This window comes from Cryobacterium sp. PAMC25264 (genome assembly GCF_019443325.1).
In the GTDB taxonomy this organism is placed as follows: Bacteria; Actinomycetota; Actinomycetes; order Actinomycetales; family Microbacteriaceae; genus Cryobacterium.
In genome coordinates this window covers 2,291,212-2,308,069 of record NZ_CP080383.1, presented here as the reverse complement: position 1 = coordinate 2,308,069, position 16,858 = coordinate 2,291,212, and the positions used below count along the sequence as shown (strand labels likewise).

The 16,858-nt window shown below is 67.9% G+C and carries 17 protein-coding genes and 1 pseudogene; 11 read left to right on the top strand and 7 right to left on the bottom strand.

Going from position 1 to position 16,858, the window contains the following annotated elements; all coding sequences use genetic code 11:
* Positions 1–58 precede the first annotated feature (58 nt).
* Together KY500_RS10655 and putP are read left to right on the top strand one after the other, a co-directional pair.
* Positions 59–1,531 carry a peptide MFS transporter gene (locus KY500_RS10655; RefSeq protein ID WP_219900549.1) on the top strand — a complete coding sequence of 491 codons (1,473 nt, stop codon included), beginning with the start codon at positions 59–61 and terminating at the stop codon, positions 1,529–1,531.
* Between the two features lie 272 nt (positions 1,532–1,803).
* On the top strand, positions 1,804–3,309 hold the full coding sequence (gene putP / locus KY500_RS10650) for a sodium/proline symporter PutP (RefSeq protein WP_219900548.1): 1,506 nt from the start codon (positions 1,804–1,806) through the stop codon (positions 3,307–3,309).
* A 113-nt stretch (positions 3,310–3,422) separates the two neighbouring features.
* Here the strand turns inward: putP and KY500_RS10645 are convergent, their stop codons facing one another.
* Positions 3,423–4,007 carry an NADPH-dependent FMN reductase gene (locus KY500_RS10645; protein ID WP_219900547.1) on the bottom strand — a complete coding sequence of 195 codons (585 nt, stop codon included), beginning with the start codon at positions 4,005–4,007 and terminating at the stop codon, positions 3,423–3,425.
* Positions 4,008–4,141: 134 nt separating this feature from the next.
* Between KY500_RS10645 and KY500_RS10640 the strand changes: the two genes are divergently transcribed.
* Positions 4,142–4,543 (top strand): helix-turn-helix domain-containing protein, encoded by a 402-nt coding sequence (locus KY500_RS10640; protein WP_219900546.1) that lies wholly within the window; start codon positions 4,142–4,144, stop codon positions 4,541–4,543.
* A gap of 265 nt (positions 4,544–4,808) precedes the next feature.
* Here the strand turns inward: KY500_RS10640 and KY500_RS10635 are convergent, their stop codons facing one another.
* On the bottom strand, positions 4,809–5,477 hold the full coding sequence (locus KY500_RS10635; RefSeq protein ID WP_219900545.1) for a cold shock and DUF1294 domain-containing protein: 669 nt from the start codon (positions 5,475–5,477) through the stop codon (positions 4,809–4,811).
* A 111-nt stretch (positions 5,478–5,588) separates the two neighbouring features.
* Between KY500_RS10635 and KY500_RS10630 the strand changes: the two genes are divergently transcribed.
* Together KY500_RS10630 and KY500_RS10625 are read left to right on the top strand one after the other, a co-directional pair.
* The gene (locus tag KY500_RS10630) at positions 5,589–7,775 is read left to right on the top strand and encodes an elongation factor G-like protein EF-G2 (protein WP_219900544.1); all 2,187 of its coding nucleotides are present in this window, start codon (positions 5,589–5,591) and stop codon (positions 7,773–7,775) included.
* A 417-nt stretch (positions 7,776–8,192) separates the two neighbouring features.
* Positions 8,193–8,759 carry a heme-binding protein gene (locus KY500_RS10625; protein WP_219900543.1) on the top strand — a complete coding sequence of 189 codons (567 nt, stop codon included), beginning with the start codon at positions 8,193–8,195 and terminating at the stop codon, positions 8,757–8,759.
* Between the two features lie 41 nt (positions 8,760–8,800).
* Here the strand turns inward: KY500_RS10625 and KY500_RS10620 are convergent, their stop codons facing one another.
* Positions 8,801–8,989: a hypothetical protein gene (locus tag KY500_RS10620; RefSeq protein ID WP_219900542.1), complete on the bottom strand. Its 189-nt coding sequence runs from the start codon at positions 8,987–8,989 to the stop codon at positions 8,801–8,803.
* Between the two features lie 579 nt (positions 8,990–9,568).
* Here KY500_RS10620 and KY500_RS10615 point away from each other — a divergent pair.
* The 4 genes and pseudogenes from KY500_RS10615 to KY500_RS10605 all read left to right on the top strand — a co-directional run bounded on the left by KY500_RS10615 (position 9,569) and on the right by KY500_RS10605 (position 13,506).
* Entirely contained in the window at positions 9,569–10,630 is a 1,062-nt protein-coding gene (locus KY500_RS10615) for an extracellular solute-binding protein (protein ID WP_219900541.1), read from the top strand.
* A gap of 22 nt (positions 10,631–10,652) precedes the next feature.
* Positions 10,653–11,072 (top strand): annotated as a pseudogene (locus tag KY500_RS19790) (ABC transporter ATP-binding protein); the annotation flags it as partial.
* Positions 11,073–11,347: 275 nt separating this feature from the next.
* The gene (locus tag KY500_RS19785; RefSeq protein ID WP_370626796.1) at positions 11,348–11,662 is read left to right on the top strand and encodes a TOBE domain-containing protein; all 315 of its coding nucleotides are present in this window, start codon (positions 11,348–11,350) and stop codon (positions 11,660–11,662) included.
* 8 nt (positions 11,663–11,670) lie between these two features.
* Positions 11,671–13,506, top strand: coding sequence for an iron ABC transporter permease (locus KY500_RS10605; RefSeq protein WP_219900540.1), 1,836 nt, complete (start codon positions 11,671–11,673; stop codon positions 13,504–13,506).
* Between the two features lie 69 nt (positions 13,507–13,575).
* Here the strand turns inward: KY500_RS10605 and map are convergent, their stop codons facing one another.
* Positions 13,576–14,346 carry a type I methionyl aminopeptidase gene (map, locus tag KY500_RS10600; RefSeq protein ID WP_219900539.1) on the bottom strand — a complete coding sequence of 257 codons (771 nt, stop codon included), beginning with the start codon at positions 14,344–14,346 and terminating at the stop codon, positions 13,576–13,578.
* 65 nt (positions 14,347–14,411) lie between these two features.
* On the opposite strand from map, the gene KY500_RS10595 reads away from it, so the two are divergent.
* Together KY500_RS10595 and KY500_RS10590 are read left to right on the top strand one after the other, a co-directional pair.
* On the top strand, positions 14,412–14,711 hold the full coding sequence (locus KY500_RS10595) for a helix-turn-helix domain-containing protein (RefSeq protein ID WP_219900538.1): 300 nt from the start codon (positions 14,412–14,414) through the stop codon (positions 14,709–14,711).
* A 427-nt stretch (positions 14,712–15,138) separates the two neighbouring features.
* The gene (locus KY500_RS10590; protein ID WP_219900537.1) at positions 15,139–15,606 is read left to right on the top strand and encodes an NUDIX domain-containing protein; all 468 of its coding nucleotides are present in this window, start codon (positions 15,139–15,141) and stop codon (positions 15,604–15,606) included.
* 191 nt (positions 15,607–15,797) lie between these two features.
* Here the strand turns inward: KY500_RS10590 and KY500_RS10585 are convergent, their stop codons facing one another.
* The 3 genes from KY500_RS10585 to KY500_RS10575 form a co-directional block, all read right to left on the bottom strand.
* Positions 15,798–16,097 carry a hypothetical protein gene (locus KY500_RS10585; RefSeq protein ID WP_219900536.1) on the bottom strand — a complete coding sequence of 100 codons (300 nt, stop codon included), beginning with the start codon at positions 16,095–16,097 and terminating at the stop codon, positions 15,798–15,800.
* Positions 16,098–16,156: 59 nt separating this feature from the next.
* On the bottom strand, positions 16,157–16,363 hold the full coding sequence (locus KY500_RS10580; protein ID WP_219900535.1) for a hypothetical protein: 207 nt from the start codon (positions 16,361–16,363) through the stop codon (positions 16,157–16,159).
* A gap of 211 nt (positions 16,364–16,574) precedes the next feature.
* Positions 16,575–16,769 (bottom strand): hypothetical protein, encoded by a 195-nt coding sequence (locus KY500_RS10575; protein ID WP_219900534.1) that lies wholly within the window; start codon positions 16,767–16,769, stop codon positions 16,575–16,577.
* Between the last annotated feature and the right edge of the window lie 89 nt (positions 16,770–16,858).

Sequence of the window (16,858 nt, the reverse complement as noted above, 5' to 3'; positions counted from 1 at the left end):
CCCGCGCTGGACCTTTGAGAGGACCTTGGGCCCCCGCCAGCGGAGTAACGTCGAAACAATGACGAAGATCGCGGTGCCTGATCCGGGCAAAACCCAGGACGACCACCGCTTCTTCGGACAGCCTCGAGCGCTGGCCAGCATCTTCGGCGTGGAGATGTGGGAGCGCTTCTCGTTCTACGGAATGCAGGGCATCCTGCTGCTGTATTTGTACTACTCGGCAGCGGATGGCGGCCTGGATATTCCGCAGGCCACCGCGGCCGGCATCGTCGGCGCGTACGGCGGCGCGGTGTATCTCTCCACCATCCTGGGCGCCTGGGTCGCCGACCGGCTGGCCGGCTCCGAACGGGTGCTCTACGCCAGCGCCGTGATCATCATGATCGGGCACATCGCCCTGGCACTGATCCCCGGGGTCGCAGGGGTGGTGGTCGGCCTGATCCTGATCGCGCTGGGCAGCGGTGGCCTCAAGGCCAACGCCACCTCCGTGGTCGGCTCGCTGTACCGCAAGGATGATCCCCGACGCGAAGCCGGCTTCTCGCTGTTCTACCTCGGCATCAACCTGGGCGCGTTCTTCGGCCCGATCCTCACCGGGCTGCTGCAGTCCACGATCGGCTTCCACTACGGGTTCGGCCTGGCCGCCGTGGGCATGGCGATCGGCCTGGTGCAGTACTCCTTCGGGCGCAAGGGGCTGCCCGCCTCGTCCCACGAGGTACCCGACCCGCTGCCGCGCAGTGAGTTCCGGCGCTACCTGCTGATCGCCGCCGCGGCCATCGTGCTCATCGTGGTGCTGGTGCTCACCGGGGTCATCACCGCGTCGAACCTGGTGACCATCGTCATCGGCGTGACGATCGTGGCATCCGTGGTCTACTTCATCGTGATCCTGCGCAACCGGCAGATCTCCACGGTGGAACGGAAGCGCGTCTACGCGTTCATCCCGCTGTTCATCGCGAGTGTGGCGTTCTGGTCGCTCTACCAGCAGCAGTTCACCGTCGTGACGATCTATTCCGACGTGCGCCTGGACCGCACTCTCCTCGGCTGGGAGATGCCGGTGTCGTGGGTGCAGTCGATCAACCCGATCTTCATCATTGTGCTGTCGGGCGTGTTCGCCATGCTCTGGACCAAGTGGGGCGCCAAGCAGCCGTCAACCCCGGTGAAGTTCGCATTCGGCACCGCGATCATGGGCCTCGCGTTCCTGGCGTTCCTGCCGTTCGCCGGGGGAGCGGCCAACTCGACGCCGCTGTTGGCGATGGTCGGCATCCTGCTGGTCTTCACCGTGGCCGAGCTGCTGCTCTCGCCGGTGGGGCTGTCGGTGTCCACCAAGCTGGCGCCCGAGCTGTTCAAGACCCAGATGGTGGCCCTGTTCTTCCTCTCCGTGGCCCTCGGCAGCGCCATATCCGGCCTCCTGGCCCAGTGGTATGCCGTCGCCCCAGAGCAGTTGTACTTCGGCGTGCTCGGTGGCATCGCCATCGTGCTCGGGCTGGTCCTGGCGGTCTTCGCCAAGCCGATCCTGCGGCTGATGGACGGCGTGCGCTAGCGCGAGCACAACTCCTGCAATTTCGGTCCGACGGCCGACGGATGCCGCACAATTCCGGGCACAATTCCGGGCATCCGCTGCCCTCGGTTTGAAAATTGCAGGAGTTAGGCCCTGACCGGGGCTATGAGTGAGATCGGCGGGGTGCCAGCGGCGGTCGGTGGGGCTGTGAGACTTCACAGGAAACCCCAACTGTGCCAGACTGGGCGACTTCTCGTCCCCCTAATGGGGGCATAGCTGTGCCCGAACGCCGGGAATCCGACCTTAAGGACTCAATGACTGATCAGACTTTTCAGCTTGTCGCGATTGTTTTGTACTTCGCCGGGATGCTCGCCATCGGCTGGTTCGCCTTCAGGCAGACCAAGGATCTCGACGACTACATGCTCGCCGGCCGCGGCCTCAAGCCCGGCACCGCGGCGCTGAGCGCCGGCGCCTCCGACATGTCCGGCTGGCTGCTGTTGGGCCTGCCCGGCGCCATATACGTGTCCGGCCTCGTGGAGGCCTGGATCGCCATCGGCCTGACCATCGGCGCGTGGCTGAACTGGAAGTTCGTGGCTCCGCGCCTGCGCTCGTACACCCACGTGTCGAACAACTCCATCACCCTGCCGAGCTTCTTCGAGAACCGGCTCAAGGACTCGTCCCGGATGCTGCGCGTGGTCTCGGGCCTGATCATCCTCGTGTTCTTCACCTTCTACGTCTCCTCCGGCATGGTCGCCGGCGGGGTGTTCTTCGAGAACTCGTTCGGTTCCACCTTCCTCGTCGGCATGCTCATCGTCGCCGGCGTTACCCTGCTCTACACACTCTTCGGCGGCTTCCTCGGTGCTACCCTCACCGACGTGGCCCAGGGCCTGCTCATGCTCGCGGCCCTCATCGTGGTGCCCCTGGTCGCGCTCACCAAGACCGGCGGCCTCGGCGCCACCATCGACTCGATCCGCGAGGTCAACCCCGACCTGCTCTCGCTCACCGCCGGCGGATCCGTGCTCGGTGTCATCTCCGCCGCCGCGTGGGGCCTGGGCTATGTGGGCCAGCCGCACATCCTCGTGCGCTTCATGGCGCTGCGCAGCCCGCAGGACGCCAGGGCCGGTCGCCGCATCGGCATCGGCTGGATGGTCATCACCGCGCTCGGCGCCGTGGCCACCGCGCTGATCGGTATCGCCTACTTCCAGCAGAACCCCGACGTCACCCTGAGCAACCCCGAGACCGTGTTCCTGCTGCTCTCGCAGATCCTGTTCCACCCGTTCGTGGCCGGTCTGGTGCTGGCCGCGGTGCTGGCGGCGATCATGAGCACCATCTCGTCGCAGCTGATCGTCTGCTCGTCGGCGCTGGTGGAGGACCTCTACAAGATCGTGGGCAAGAAGGATGCGAGCCCCAAGCAGATGGTGATGCTCGGCCGCCTCGGCGTGCTGCTCGTGGCCCTCGTGGCCGGGCTGATCGCGCTCAACCGTGACGCCACCATCCTCGAGCTCGTCGGCTTCGCCTGGGCCGGTTTCGGCGCGGCCTTCGGCCCCGTCGTGCTGCTCTCGCTGTACTGGAAGAAGCTCTCCACCTGGGGCGCGCTGGCCGGTATGGTCACCGGTGCGGTCGTCGTGTTCATCTGGGGCAACTCTCCGCTCAGCGCCACGATGTACGAGATCGTGCCCGGCTTCGCGGCGAGCCTGCTCGTGGCGGTGGTGGTCTCCCTGTTCACCTACACGGCGTCCACCGAGATCGAGACCGAGTTCGACACCGCTGCGGCAGAGGCTCGGCAGGACTACATCGCGCCCGAGAAGGCGGCCGTCTAGTCCGAACTGCTTGCCCGGGCGCCGCTGCTCGGGATGCGCGGGCGGGGCGCCGCTGCGCTGGTGGCACGCCACCGGCTCAGCGGCGCCTGACCCGCGCACCGCGAAAACGAGGGCTAGGCGGCAGCCTGCTCCTGGCCATCCGTGGCGCGCAGCGGCTCGAGCGCCTTCGACCAGGCGACCACCTGGTCGAGCATGGTGTCCACCTGGGGCAGCAGGTAATCGCCGGGCGTGAAGACGGAGTAGTTCTCGAACTCAGTGATGAGCGAGATGGCCACCTGGGCACGCACGGTCGCCAGCTGCAGCTCGGAAGCGATGAGCCGCAGGTGTTCCACTGCCCGTGCCCCGCCGACGCCGCCGTAGCTCACGAATGCGGCGGCCTTGTTGTTCCACTCCGTGTAGAGGTAGTCGAGAGCGTTCTTCAGTACTCCGGAGGTGGAGTGGTTGTACTCGGGCGTCACGAAGACGTAACCGTCGAACTCGGCGATCTTGGCCGACCACGCCTTGGTGTGGTCGTTCGAGTAGACGCCCATCGCGGGCGACCCCGGTTCGTCGAAGTGCGGCAGCGGGAAGTCGGCGAGGTCGACGAGCTCGAATTCGGCGTCGCTGCGGCGTTCGGCGATGCCGTGTACCCACTTGGCGACGGCTTCCCCGTTGCGTCCGGGGCGGGTGCTGCCGAGAATGATGGCGATCTTGGTCACGGTTTGTCTCCTTGGGAACTATTTGTGCGTAATGCACGTTGGCAGTACTGGGAAGCGGTTCCGCCGCGGTTTTAGTCCCGCACCGAGTCGCGCACTTTGAGGTGCGTGACGCACACGAAGGGAAGAAATCCGGGATGACAGCGCTGCCCGCAGAAACCAATGTCACGCTCGACCCCGATTCGGATGCGCTGTGCCGGGAGCCGAGTTCCCGTGCCCTGGTGCGCGACGTCTTCTCGTTGACCAGCGACAAGTGGTCCATGAGCGTGATCCGTGCCCTCACTGCAGGGCCGGTGCGGTTCACCCATCTCATGGTCGACATTCCGGGCATTTCCCACCGGATGCTCACGCGCACGCTGCGCGCGCTGGAACGCGACGGACTGGTCTCGCGCACCAGCTATCCCGAATCGCCGCCGCGGGTGGAATACGAGCTCACCGTGCTGGGCACCACCCTGAGCGAACCCGTTCGGGCGTTCATCGACTGGACGCACCGGCACCGCTCCGAGATCGAGGAGAGCCGCGCTCGATTCGACGGCTGAGCGCATCCGGTCGGCGCGCACCAGGGGGGTCGTCGGCGCGCCGGTATTTCTTCCTCGGCAGGTTCAACGATAGATTTGCCCGATGACCAGCCTAATAGGACTTCTCATCTACCTTCTCGTCGTTGCGGTTGCCGGGTTCGCCCTATTTTGGGTGATCAGGCTCGGTGTGCGCTTCGGTATGCGGGATCACGTGAAATGGGCGCAGTCCGGCGCAGCGCGCCCGCCCGAGTAACGACGAGGGAGCCGTCGGTCGGGGTCGCCGACGTCAGAGCAGGGGCCGCTTCGTCCACTCCACGAACAGGGCGAACGCCGGCGTCGCGAACACCGCGAACACGATGAGGTTCGCGACCACGGTGCCCCCGAACGCCCGCCGGAAACTGACCTTCTGGGTCTTGTGCCGCAGGGTCTGCTGGGCGACGATGGCGCCCGGCCAGCCGCCCACGACACCCCACAGGAGCAGGGTCGTCTCCGAGATGCGCCAGCGGCCCGCGCCCGCGGCGGACTTGTCGACCGCGTAGAAGAGGAAGCAGACGAGGCTCGCCACGAGGTAGACGCCAGCCACCCACAGCGGGATCGGCCAGAGCGCGTTGACCACGAGATAGCCGAGCGCGAAGAGCAGGATCGGCAGGTACCGGGCGGCGCCTGAGCGGTTGCGCGAGGCCGGGCGCTGCGCGGTCGACGGCATCCGCTGACCCGCCGGGCGCCCCTGCCGGCCCGCCGGACGCACCCGCATGGCCTTGCTCTTGCCGCCGGACACGTTCTCCACCTCGAAGGTGAGCGCCTCACCCAACTGCGGACGGGTCGACCGGGCCGGGAAGGCCTTGATGTGCACGAAGGTCTTGCCGGTGCCCTCGGTGGGGGTGATGAAGCCGAAGCCGCGGTCGTCGTCCCAGGAGGTCAGCGTGCCGCGCACACGCGCAGTTCGGGAAGCCATGGATCGAGCGTAACCGCCGCTTGGCGCGGCCCTTGCCGACTGGGCCGGACTGGGTATCAATCGGTGGTGACGGTGCGGCTGGCGCCGGGACGACGAGGTCGGGAGCTACGCATGGTGGGAAAAGGCACACAGGAGGCGGCGAAAGGTCGCGGCGGCGCGGAACAACGGCGGGCCTCGGTGTCGGGCGCGCCCGCGAGCGACCCGGCGATGATCCGCAACGTAGCGCTGGTGGGCCGGTCGGGCGCCGGCAAGACCATGCTCACCGAAGCGCTGCTCATGGCCACCGGTGCCCTCACCCGGCTGGGCTCGATCGAGGCCGGCAACACGGTGAGCGACTCGGACCCGTCCGAGGTGCACCAACAACGCTCGGTGGCGCTCTCGGTCGTGCCGCTCACGGTGGGCGACCTGAAGGTGAACCTGCTCGACACCCCGGGGTATGCCGACTTCATCGGCGAGATGCGGGCCGGGTTGCGGGCGGCGGATGCGGCACTGTTCGTGGTCTCCGCCGTGGACGGCGTCGACACGGCCACCACGGCCCTCTGGGCGGAGTGCGAGCGGATCGGGATGCCGCGGGCCGTGGTGATCAGCCGGGTGGACCATCCGCGGGCCGGGTATGACGCGGTCCTCGCCGCCTGCCGGGAGAACTTCGGCGCCGGGGTGCTGCCTGTGTATGTGCCGGTGCGGGGCGGTGGCGCGATCACCGGGCTGCTGGGGTTGTTGACCGGCACGGTCTCGGATGCCAGTACGCCGCCCGCGCGTCGCCCGGCGACGGAGGCGGAACTTCTCGACTCGGACCTGGCGCGGGCGACCCTGATCGAGGGCATCATTGCCGAAAGTGAGGACGAAACCCTGCTCGACCGGTACCTCGGCGGTGCCGAAATCTCCCTCGACACCCTTACCGCTGACCTGGAGATCGCCGTGGCCCGGGGTTCCTTGTTTCCGGTGCTGGCGACGTCCGCCGAGACCGGGGTGGGCCTGGCGGAGCTGCTGGAGCTGCTCACCGGCGCGTTCCCGTCACCGCTCGAGCGACCGCTGCCGCCGGTGACCGGCCTGGCCGGCGAGTCGGTGGGACCGCTGCCCTGCGACCCGGCCGGCCCGCTGGTGGGCGAGGTGGTACGCACCACCCTCGACTCGTTCCTCGGCCGGGTCTGCCTGGTGCGCCTCTTCTCCGGCACCCTGCGGGAGGACAGCATTGTGCACATCGGCGGGCACGGGCTAGCCGACCGTGGGCACCAGGACCACGACAGCGACGAACGGGTCACTCATCTGCAGTCCCCGCTCGGCGCGACCCTGCGACCGGTGCCGTTCAGCGTGGCGGGGGACATCTGCGCCCTCACCCGGCTCACGGATGCCGAGACGGGTGACAGCGTCTCCGACCGGGAGCATCCGCTTCTCGTGCAGGCCTGGGAGATGCCGGAGCCGCTGATGCCCGTGGCCGTGCAGGGCGAGGCGCACAGTGACGAGGACGCGCTGGCCAAGAGCCTCGGCAAGGTCGCCGCTGTCGACCCCACCCTGCGGGTGGAACGGAACCCCGAAACCCATCAACTGGTGCTCTGGTGCATGGGCGAGGCGCACGCCGAGGTGGTGCTGGACCGGTTGCGCGCCCAGGGAGTACACGTGCAGACCGTGGACGTGATCACGCCGTTGCGGGAGACCTTCGCCGCACCCGTCGCCGCCCGCGGCCGGTACGTGAAGCAGTCCGGCGGTCACGGCCAGTTCGGTATCTGCGACATCGAGGTGGAGCCGCTCGAGCGCGGCGCCGGCTTCGAGTTCGTGAACAGAGTGGTCGGTGGGGTGGTGCCCGGTCACTACATCGAGTCGGTCGAGAAGGGCGTGCGGGCGCAAATGGCCCGGGGTGTCGCGGCGGGGTTCCCCGTGGTGGACATCCGGGTGACGCTCGTGGGAGGCAAGGCGCACAGCGTCGACTCGTCGGATGCGGCGTTCCAGTCCGCCGGCGCCCTCGCGTTGCGGGAGGCCGCGGCGGCGGGCCGGATCCAGCTGCTGGAGCCCGTGTCGGCCGTGACGATCACGGTGCCCGACGCCTACGTGGGCCCGGTGATGACGGACCTCTCCACGCGCCGCGGGCACATGACCGGCACCACGTCGGTGGCGGAGGAGCGCACGAACCCGGGCGTCGACGAGCGCACCGAGATCAACGCCGAGATCCCGGATGCGGAGCTGCTCCGCTACGCCATCGAGCTGCGGGCCCTCACCGCGGGAAGCGGCACGTTCCGGCGCCGCTACCTGCGGCACGAACCGGTTCCGGCCAAGGTGGCGTCGGCGGCGGTGCAGGCCTGACCGGGGGTCCGCGCCGGGAGTGGGGGCGGGCATCCGGGATGGAGCCGACCGGCCCGCGCGGTGCGCGGGAGCGGCGCCGTTGCGCGGGTGGCCCGCCGGGGGCGGAGCGGCGCGTGGCCCGCGCGTCGGCTTGCGCGGGTGGGGCGCCGTTGCGCGGGTGAGTTGGCCGGTCCGCGCGGTGCGCGGGAGCGGCGCCGCTGCGCGGGTGGCCCGCCGGGGGCGGAGCGGCGCGTGGCCCGCGCGTCGGCTTGCGCGGGTGGGGCGCCGTTGCGCGGGTGAGTTGGCCGGTCCGCGCGTTGCGCGGGTGGGGCGCCGCTGCGCGGGTGGCGTGCCCGGGGCGGAGCGGCGCGTGGCCCGCGCAACTCGCGCGGGAGCGTCTCTGCCACTCTGCACGCGCGCGCGGAGTACCGTTGAAGTATGACCGAGAAGCAGCCCTACGACGTGGTGCAGAGTTACGAAGACTTCGAGGTGCGCCGCTACCCCGCGCACGTTCTGGCCGAAGTCGTCGTGGATGGCGCATTCGAGGACGCCGGCAATCGCGCGTTCCGGTACCTGTTCAACTACATCAGCGGTGAGAACGTGACCCGCACCAAGGTCGCGATGACGGCTCCGGTTGTGCAGGATGCCGCCTCGACGAAGATCGCGATGACAGCGCCCGTCGTGCAGCAGCCCGGCGATGCCGCCGACCGCAGCCATCGGGTCGCATTCGTGCTGCCCGCCGGGCTCACCGAAGACACCGCGCCGCGCCCGACCAGCCCGCAGGTGCAGCTACGCACGGTGCCCGAGAGCCTCGTGGCCGCCATCCGCTACCGGGGACGCTGGACCGAGGACGGCTACGCCCGGCACCTGGAGGAGCTGCGCACGGCTCTCGGCGCCGCCGGGCTCACGGTGACGGGTAAGCCGCGGTTCGCCCGGTTCGACCCGCCGTTCAAGCCCGCCTTCCTGCGGCACAACGAAGTGCTGCTGGATGTTGCCGGCGTCTAGCCTCTAGCGCAGCCGGCCTCCGGCGCGGCGAGGCGGGGGTATCAGCGGAGCAAGGCCGAATTGGGCCGCGCCCAGGCGACCACGAGGGCGGTGGCCAGGGGGCCGAGCAGAAGCCCCAGGAGGAACCAGACCCAGCGCCTACGACCCTTCATCTCGGCCAGGCCGGCGGTGACGATCGCCAGAGCGAGCCACCAGCCACTGTTCTCGTATACGACGGTTGTGTTGTCCATCCCGGCAGGTTAGCGGGTCGTGGGGCCGGATGAACCGCCCTCCCACCGGGAGGTTCATCGAGGAGCCGGTCCTCATTTAGGGGGACTTACAGGCGCGCGGTCGTGCCATACGGTGGGAACCCTGGCAATTCTTTCGGGGAGATACAAATGGGGCGTGCGTCACGTTCTTCGTCATCACGGTCGATGACGGAGGGGCTTCTGACGTGTCCCCGAGGGGTCTCGACAGGCTCGACCAGCGTGGCGGGTGGGGTCTCGACAGGCTCGACTGGCGTGGCGGGTGGGGTCTTGCCGGGTTCGACCGGCGTGGCGGGTGGGGTCTTGCCGGGTTCGACCGGCGTGGCGGGTGGGGTCTTGACAGGTTCGACCGGCGTGGTGGGTGGGGTTTCGACGGGCTCGACCGGCGCGCTGTGCGGAGCCGAAAGCACGCAGATGTACAGCAGGGAAACGACGGGCGAACAGTCGCCCGATCGGTCGGGGGCGGGATTCCCGCCGCCCTAACGTGAAGTGACGATTGCCGACACGCAGATACGGCCGGTGAGCGCCTTGAGCGTTTTCGCGGCCTGGACAAGGACGAGAACAATGCACAGACGCACCTTCAAAACGGCCACCGTGGCCACCCTCATTCTCAGCACCATGGTTCTGGCATCGTGCGCCTCGGCGGACGCCGGATCCGGCGGCGGCGACGCCGACGGCACCCTGATCGTCTACACGAACTCCAACGGCGACGGCCGCGGCGAGTGGGTCACCGCGCAGGCCAAGGAAGCCGGCATCGACATCGAGATCGTGGGTCTGGGCGGCGCCGATCTGGCCAACCGCATCGTGGCCGAGAAGAACAACCCGGTGGGCGATGTGGTGTTCGGCCTGAACAACATGTTCTTCGAAACCCTCAAGGCCGAAGACGCCGTGACCGCCTACGAACCAGCCTGGGCCGGCGAAGTCGACCAGGCATCCGGTGACCCGAAAGACGGTGTGTTCTGGCCGCTCGTGGAGCAGGCCATCGTGACCGTCTACGACACCAACACCGTCACCGACGCGCCCGACGAGATGTCCGACCTGTGGGAGGACGCCGCCTACGACGGTCGCTACGAAGTGAACACCGTGCTCGGCCAGGCCACCCCGCAGCTGGTGCTCGCCGGCCTCGTCGCCCCGTACCTCGACGAGGACGGCGACCTCGGCGTCTCCGACAAGGGCTGGGCGCAGGTGGAGGCCTACTTCGCGCACGGCTCGCCCGCCGAGGAAGGCACCGACCTGTACGCCCGCCTCACCCGCGGCGACGTGGACTTCGGAGTGCTGCCCTCCAGCGGCATCACCAGCCGTGACGCCGAGTACGGCACCACCACCGGCGTGATCAGCCCGGCGGATGGCGTCCCATACGTGACCGAGCAGATCGGCGTTATCGCCGGCACCCCGCGTGAGGCCAAGGCTGAGGAGTTCATCGACTGGTTCGGCAGCGCCGAGACCCAGGGCGCGTTCGCGGCCGAGTTCTCCTCCTACCCGGTCAACGAGAAGGCCCGCGCCCAGGCGCTGCCCGCGGTCGTGGACCTGATCGAATCGCTGCCCAAACAGGACATCGACTTCGCGCTGACCCGCGAGAACATCGGCGCCTGGGTCGAGAAGACCGAACTCGAATACCTGCCGTAACCAACCCCGGGATAGCGCCATCATGATCAGGTTCGAGAACATCGACGTCACCTTCGGCGAGCACGTCGCCATCCCGCAGCTGAACCTCGAGGTCGAGCAGGGGGAATTCTTCACCCTGCTCGGCCCGTCGGGCTGCGGCAAGACCACCGCGCTGCGCACACTGGCCGGGTTCATCGAGCCCAGCGCGGGGGAGATCTACATCGACGGTAAGGCGGCCAGCAAGCTGCCCAGCGAGAAGCGCAGCGTGGGCATGGTGTTCCAGAACTACGCGCTGTTCCCCAGCATGAGCGTGCGGGAGAACATCGCCTTCGGACTCAAGGTGAGGAAGACCGGTCGGGCCGAAACCGACCGGCTGGTCGGCGAGATCGCCGCGCAGGTGGAACTCACCCCGGAACAGCTGACCAAGAACGTGTCGGAGCTATCCGGCGGGCAGCAGCAGCGAGTAGCCATCGCCCGCGCCCTGGTGCTCAAGCCCCGCATTTTGCTCCTGGACGAACCGCTCTCCAACCTCGACGCGAAGCTGCGCGTGCAGCTACGCGAACAGCTCAAGGACCTGCAGCGAGAACTGGGCATCACCACGGTCTACGTCACCCACGACCAGGAGGAGGCCCTCACCATGAGCGACCGCATCGCCGTGTTCAACCACGGCGAGGTCGAACAGGTGGGCACCCCGAACAGATCTACAACCGGTCGGCCACCGAGTTCGTCGCCACCTTCGTGGGAGCCACCAACCGGCTCACCGGCGAGTTCCTCCAGCAGCTGCGGGGCAACGGCGGGGACTTCCTGGCCGCCGACAAGAGCTCGTACCTGCGCTTGGAGAAGGTGGGGCTGCAGGCGCCGGCGCGCGGAGCATCCGTTCGCCTGGCCGGTGTGGTCGCCGACCGGGTCTACCAGGGCTCGCACAGCACGTACACGATCGACAGCCACGGCAGCCGCATCCGTGCGCTGGTGCCCGAGGGCGGTGCGGCCCCGCTGGTGCCCGGCGCCGCCGCGACCCTGTACATCGACCCCACCGCGATCCTGCAGTACTAGGGGCCCGGATGCGCAACTCATCGGTGCGGACCATGTTCCGTTCCCCGCTCGTCGTCGTGGTGCTCGTGGTGCTGGTCTGGTTCGTGGCCACCTTCCTCGTGCTGCCCAACGCCACCCTGCTGATCAGCACGTTCTTTCCCGACGGCACGCTGAGCTTCCGGGCGTTGGAGAAGCTCGTCAGCTCCGACCGGGCGTTGAACAGCCTCTGGCACAGCTTCGCCCTGGCCGCCACACTGGCCGTGACGGTGAACGTGGTGGGCATCTTCATCGTGCTGGTCACGGACTACTTCAAGATCCGCGGCTCCCGGGTGCTCTGGCTCGGCTACGCCACCACCCTCATCTACGGCGGAATCGTGCTGGCCGCCGGGTACAACTTCATCTACGGCAAGTACGGTTTCATCACCAACGCGGTGCGCAACGTGTTCCCCGACATCGACCCCAACTGGTTCTCCGGCTACTTCGCCGTGGTTGTGGTGATGACCCTGGCCACCACCACGAACCACATGCTGTTCCTCGGCTCGTCGCTGGCGAAGATCGACTACCAGACCATCGAAGCCGCCCGCAATATGGGCGCGTCGACCTGGCGCATCCTCTGGCGCATCGTTTTGCCGGCGCTTCGCCCGATGATCTTCGCCGTCACGGTGCTCACCTTCCTCACCGGCCTCGGCGCCCTCACCGCGCCGCTGGTGCTCGGCGGCACCGATTTCCAGACCATCGCCCCGATGATCCTCACGTTCTCCAAGAGCAGCGGTTCGCGCGACCTGGCGGCGCTGCTGGCCATCATCCTGGGCCTGGCCACGATAGTGCTGCTCGCTCTGATGAACCGGGTGGAGAAGAGCGGCACCTACTTCTCGGTGGCGAAGGTGGCCACGCCGCTGCAGAAGCAGCGCATCCAGAACCCTGTGGCCAACGTGCTCGTGCACGTGGCCGCGTACGTCCTGTTTGTGATCTACGCGCTGCCGGTGCTGCTGATCGTGCTGTTCTCGTTCCTCGAAGCCACGGCGATCAGCACGGGCACCATCACCTGGGACGCGTTCACGCTGGCCAACTACGCCACAGTGTTCGGCAGCCCCGAGGTGCTCAAACCCTTCGTGGTGAGCGTGGTCTACAGTGCTCTGGCGTCACTGATCGTGGTGCTCGGCATGCTGTTCGTGGCCCGGGTGCTGCACAAACACCGCAACCCGGTCACGTCGCTGCTGGAGTACCTGCTGCACATCCCGTGGATCCTGCCGACCATCCTGATCGCGCTGGCCCTGGTGATGACCTTCGACCGGCCCAACCCGCTGATCGGCGGGCAGGTCCTCACCGGCACCACGCTGCTTCTCCTGGTGGCGTACGTGATCATCAAGATCCCGTTCACCCTGCGGCTGCTCAAGGCGGCGTTCGCGTCGGTGCCCGAATCGCTCGAGGATGCCGCGCGCATCCTGGGTGCCGGACCGCTGTTCACGCTGCGCACGGTGCTGGTGCCGCTGGTGCTGCCCACAGCCGCGGCGATCACGGCGCTCAACTTCAACAGCCTCCTGGATGACTACGACGCGGCCGTGTTCCTCTACCACCCGCTCTACCAGCCGTTGGGTCTCGCGATCCGGGCGAGCACCGAGGGGGAGAACAACCTCGACGCCATGTCGATCACGTTCGTGTACACGGTGCTGCTGATGATCATCATGAGCTTCACCATGTACCTGGTCTACGGCCGCGGCGGGGCGCGCAACCGGCGCCGTCGCAAGCCGGTGTCCGGTGGTGCCGGCTCGTCGGCCGGTACCGGAGTCGGCCCCATGACCGCAGCCGGTGTGGTCCCCGCGGCGGGCGCGACGAACGTTTATCAGGACAACGGTCGCAACTGAGGACGCGATGCGCGATTGCATCCTCATAAAATCACTTTCTCCCCTTTATCCGTCGCCGCTAGGGTGCCGCTAGCGGGCGAGAGTGAGGATCTCGGCGCCATCGTCGGTGATGGCGATGGTGTGCTCGCTGTGGGCGGTGCGGCAGCCGGTGGCGCTGCGGAGGGTCCAGCCATCGGCATCCGTCACGAGCTTGTCGGTGTCGACCATCACCCACGGCTCGAGGGCCAGCAGCAGCCCGGGGCGCAGCGTGTAGCCGCGACCGGGGCGGCCGGTGTTCGAGACGTGCGGGTCCTGATGCATGGTCGAGCCGATGCCGTGGCCGCCGAACTCGACGTTGACGGGGTAGCCGGCGGCGTCGAGCACCGTGCCGATGGCATGCGAGATATCTCCGATGCGGGCGCCGGGCCCGGCGGCGGCGATGCCGGCCTGCAGCGCGCGCTCGGTCGCGTCGATCAGCGCGACGCTCTCCGGCGGCTTGGTGTCGCCCACGATGAAGCTGATGGCCGAGTCGGCGGCGATGCCGCCCAGCAGCACGGCGAGGTCAAGCGAGACCAGGTCGCCGTCGGCCAGGGCGTAGTCGTGCGGCAGGCCGTGCAGCACAGCCTCGTTGACGGAGGTGCAGATGTAGTGACCGAACGGCCCGCGGCCGAACGACGGCGCGTAGTCCACGTAGCAGGACTCGGCACCGGCCTCGAGGATCATGGCCTGGGCCCACCGGTCGATGTCGAGCAGGTTGGTGCCCACGGTGCTGCGGCTCTTCATGGTCTGCAGGATGGTGGCGACCAGCGCGCCGGTTTCGCGGGCTCGGGCCACCTCGGTGGGGTTCAGGATCTCGATCATGCGGCGCCTTTCGTCTGGAACCAATAACTATACCGGTCTAATTATCCCGGGTTAGACTGGGCGGCATGGTCAGATTGCCGCTCACAGCCGCTGAAGTCGAGCGCGGAGCGCGCCTCGGCGCCCTGCTGCGCCGGGCCAGGGGAGCGCGCTCGATGCTCGACACCGCCCTGGCTGCCGGCGTCTCACCGGAAACCCTGCGCAAGATCGAGTCGGGCCGCGTCGCCACCCCCGCGTTCCCGACCATCGCTGCGATCGCCGAGGTCGTGGGCCTCTCCCTCGACGCCGTGTGGGCCGAGATCTCCGAACCCGAACGCGAGACTGACCCTGTCGGCGCCCGCGCGCCTCAGGAGCGCCTGGCCTGCTGACCGCGCACCGAGTTGATCTCACGCGCCCTGATACTCATGTACACGTGAATGTTCGAGAGGCACACGTTGAGCATGTCTGCATCGAGTGTCTCCGATTCGCGGGGCCGTCTTCCTGAGGTGATCGTCTTGGCCAGCAGTGACGCCGTGTTTCTAGAGCGCCGCGTAAAAGTGGCGGCCGTGCTCAAGAGCCCGGAGCAGGAGTGCTTGAAGAATCCGCGCAGACGCACGGATAGAAGGACTTCGGAAGTTTTCTAGGACTCCCCGGCCGCGGGAGTCCCCCTAAACTCACTTTTTCCTTTCTTGCGGCACCGCCAGGGGCTGTGCCGCGAACGCGTGGCGCGCGGGGTGACACTTGGAGTATGGACGGAGTGAAGCGCAGGATTGCGCGGGCGTGCACCGTGGCGGCCCTGATGCGGGGAGGAGCGAAGTGACCGTGTTCAGTGCGGGCATCCTGCTGTATCGGGTGACGGATGCCGGGGAGCTGCAGGTGTGGATCGCGCACATGGGCGGCCCGTTCTGGGCGCGCAAGGATGCCGCGGCCTGGTCGATCCCCAAGGGGGAGTACGAGCCGGGAGAGGATCCGTTCACGGCAGCCCGCCGTGAGTTCGAGGAGGAGATCGGCGTTCCGGCTCCGGCCGCGGACTACGCGCAGCTGGGCGTGTTCCGGCAGCCCTCGGGGAAGGTGGTCACGGTGTTCACCGCCCGCGCTGACCTCGCCGTGGAGAGGGTGACGAGCAACACCTTCGACCTCGAGTGGCCCAGAGGGTCCGGGGCTCTCAAACAGTTCCCCGAGATCGACGACGCCCGTTGGGTGAGTATCCCGGAGGCGCGGGAGAAGCTCGTGAAGGGGCAGGTGGCGGTGCTCGGGGCGCTCGCCGAGTTGCTAGGCCGCTGAGCGCACACAGAACACCATCGCACACAGAACACCAGCACACACAGAACACCAGCACACACAGAACGTGAGCGCACACCGAACGTGAGCGCACACCGAACGTGAAGGCACAGAAAAAACGGGTGGCAGCATCCGTGGGTAGCGAATGCGGCCACCCGGTTCGGTGACGGGCCGCCGTGGCGGACTGGGGCCGGCTAGCGGCGGCGGGAGACGATCGTGCCGACGATCGCGAGGGCGACCGACGCGATGGTGAGCACCAGCGCGGGGTTGCGCTTGTAGGCCGTGGTGATCTTGTCGAGCGTCTCGTGCGCCGTCGCGATGACGCTGTCTGCGGTCTTGTCGAGGTCGAGGTCACTGACGGCCGACTTGACGGTGGAGACGGTGTCGTCGATGGCGTGGCGGGCCTGCTCGGCGAGGTCGGTGGCCTTCGTAGCGGCAGTGTCGGCGGCGTCCTCGGCGAGGTGCTGGGCCTGCTGTGCGGTGTTGTCAGTCATGGTGTCCTTTCGGGCGAGGGGATCGGGATCTGGTGGTTCAGGGCCAAGCGGCGAATGGCTTAGCGGTGAACGGCCTTGGTGATCTTCTTCGCGTTGCGGCTGGCGAGCTTGTGCGTGCGGGCGCGAGCCTTCTTCACGGTCGGGTCGTTCCACGCCTTCTTGGCGTTGCGACGGATCTGCTTGTAGCGGCCGCGACCTGCCTTGGCTCCGATGAAGTACGCGGCAAAGGCGATGGCGGCGGTGACGAGGAGGCGTAGAGCGGTCATGGGGGCCTGCTTTCTGGGTGCGGAGTGCGCGGACGTGTCAACGCAAGCGTGTGGTGAGGACGGGCGGGGTCGGTGCAGTGCCGCGATTGGCCCGCCCTCACTACTGAGAGGGGAGCAGCGGCCCAATCGTCACGGAATTGCCTGACATTCGGTGCACACGTGCAGGTACGGGCGCCGCGGCCGCAGTCGGGAGGGCTGGTGCGGTGCAGACTTAGGTGTTCGTGCGCTTTCGGACGACGACCATGATGCTCGTAACCAGCGCGACAATGATGAGGGCGAGGCTCAGGAGCCAGAACACGGCCGCGAAACCCGAGAACGCCGGGATCTGACCGAGGAGCAGCACGGCCGACGCGAGAAGCACGGCGATGGCGGGCACGGTGCGCAATGTCAGGTGGACCCGGTTCATGTGGCTCCTCTGCTGTTGAGAGTCACCCTACAGCCCGGCTCGGCCGATGAGGCGGCGGGCGGGCCGCATCCATTGATGCTGCCCGCCCT

What these genes read in the sequence shown, in the direction of transcription:
- KY500_RS10640 (WP_219900546.1), top strand. Translation starts at nt 4,142, where the DNA reads ATGACAGCGCTGCCCGCAGAAACCAATGTCACGCTCGACCCCGATTCG.
- KY500_RS10595 (WP_219900538.1), top strand. Translation starts at nt 14,412, where the DNA reads ATGGTCAGATTGCCGCTCACAGCCGCTGAAGTCGAGCGCGGAGCGCGC.
- KY500_RS10615 (WP_219900541.1), top strand. Translation starts at nt 9,569, where the DNA reads ATGCACAGACGCACCTTCAAAACGGCCACCGTGGCCACCCTCATTCTC.
- putP (WP_219900548.1), top strand. Translation starts at nt 1,804, where the DNA reads ATGACTGATCAGACTTTTCAGCTTGTCGCGATTGTTTTGTACTTCGCC.
- KY500_RS10580 (WP_219900535.1), bottom strand. Translation starts at nt 16,363, where the DNA reads ATGACCGCTCTACGCCTCCTCGTCACCGCCGCCATCGCCTTTGCCGCG.
- KY500_RS10625 (WP_219900543.1), top strand. Translation starts at nt 8,193, where the DNA reads ATGACCGAGAAGCAGCCCTACGACGTGGTGCAGAGTTACGAAGACTTC.
- KY500_RS10620 (WP_219900542.1), bottom strand. Translation starts at nt 8,989, where the DNA reads ATGGACAACACAACCGTCGTATACGAGAACAGTGGCTGGTGGCTCGCT.
- KY500_RS10575 (WP_219900534.1), bottom strand. Translation starts at nt 16,769, where the DNA reads ATGAACCGGGTCCACCTGACATTGCGCACCGTGCCCGCCATCGCCGTG.
- KY500_RS10635 (WP_219900545.1), bottom strand. Translation starts at nt 5,477, where the DNA reads ATGGCTTCCCGAACTGCGCGTGTGCGCGGCACGCTGACCTCCTGGGAC.
- KY500_RS10605 (WP_219900540.1), top strand. Translation starts at nt 11,671, where the DNA reads ATGCGCAACTCATCGGTGCGGACCATGTTCCGTTCCCCGCTCGTCGTC.
- KY500_RS10585 (WP_219900536.1), bottom strand. Translation starts at nt 16,097, where the DNA reads ATGACTGACAACACCGCACAGCAGGCCCAGCACCTCGCCGAGGACGCC.
- KY500_RS10655 (WP_219900549.1), top strand. Translation starts at nt 59, where the DNA reads ATGACGAAGATCGCGGTGCCTGATCCGGGCAAAACCCAGGACGACCAC.
- KY500_RS10630 (WP_219900544.1), top strand. Translation starts at nt 5,589, where the DNA reads ATGGTGGGAAAAGGCACACAGGAGGCGGCGAAAGGTCGCGGCGGCGCG.
- map (WP_219900539.1), bottom strand. Translation starts at nt 14,346, where the DNA reads ATGATCGAGATCCTGAACCCCACCGAGGTGGCCCGAGCCCGCGAAACC.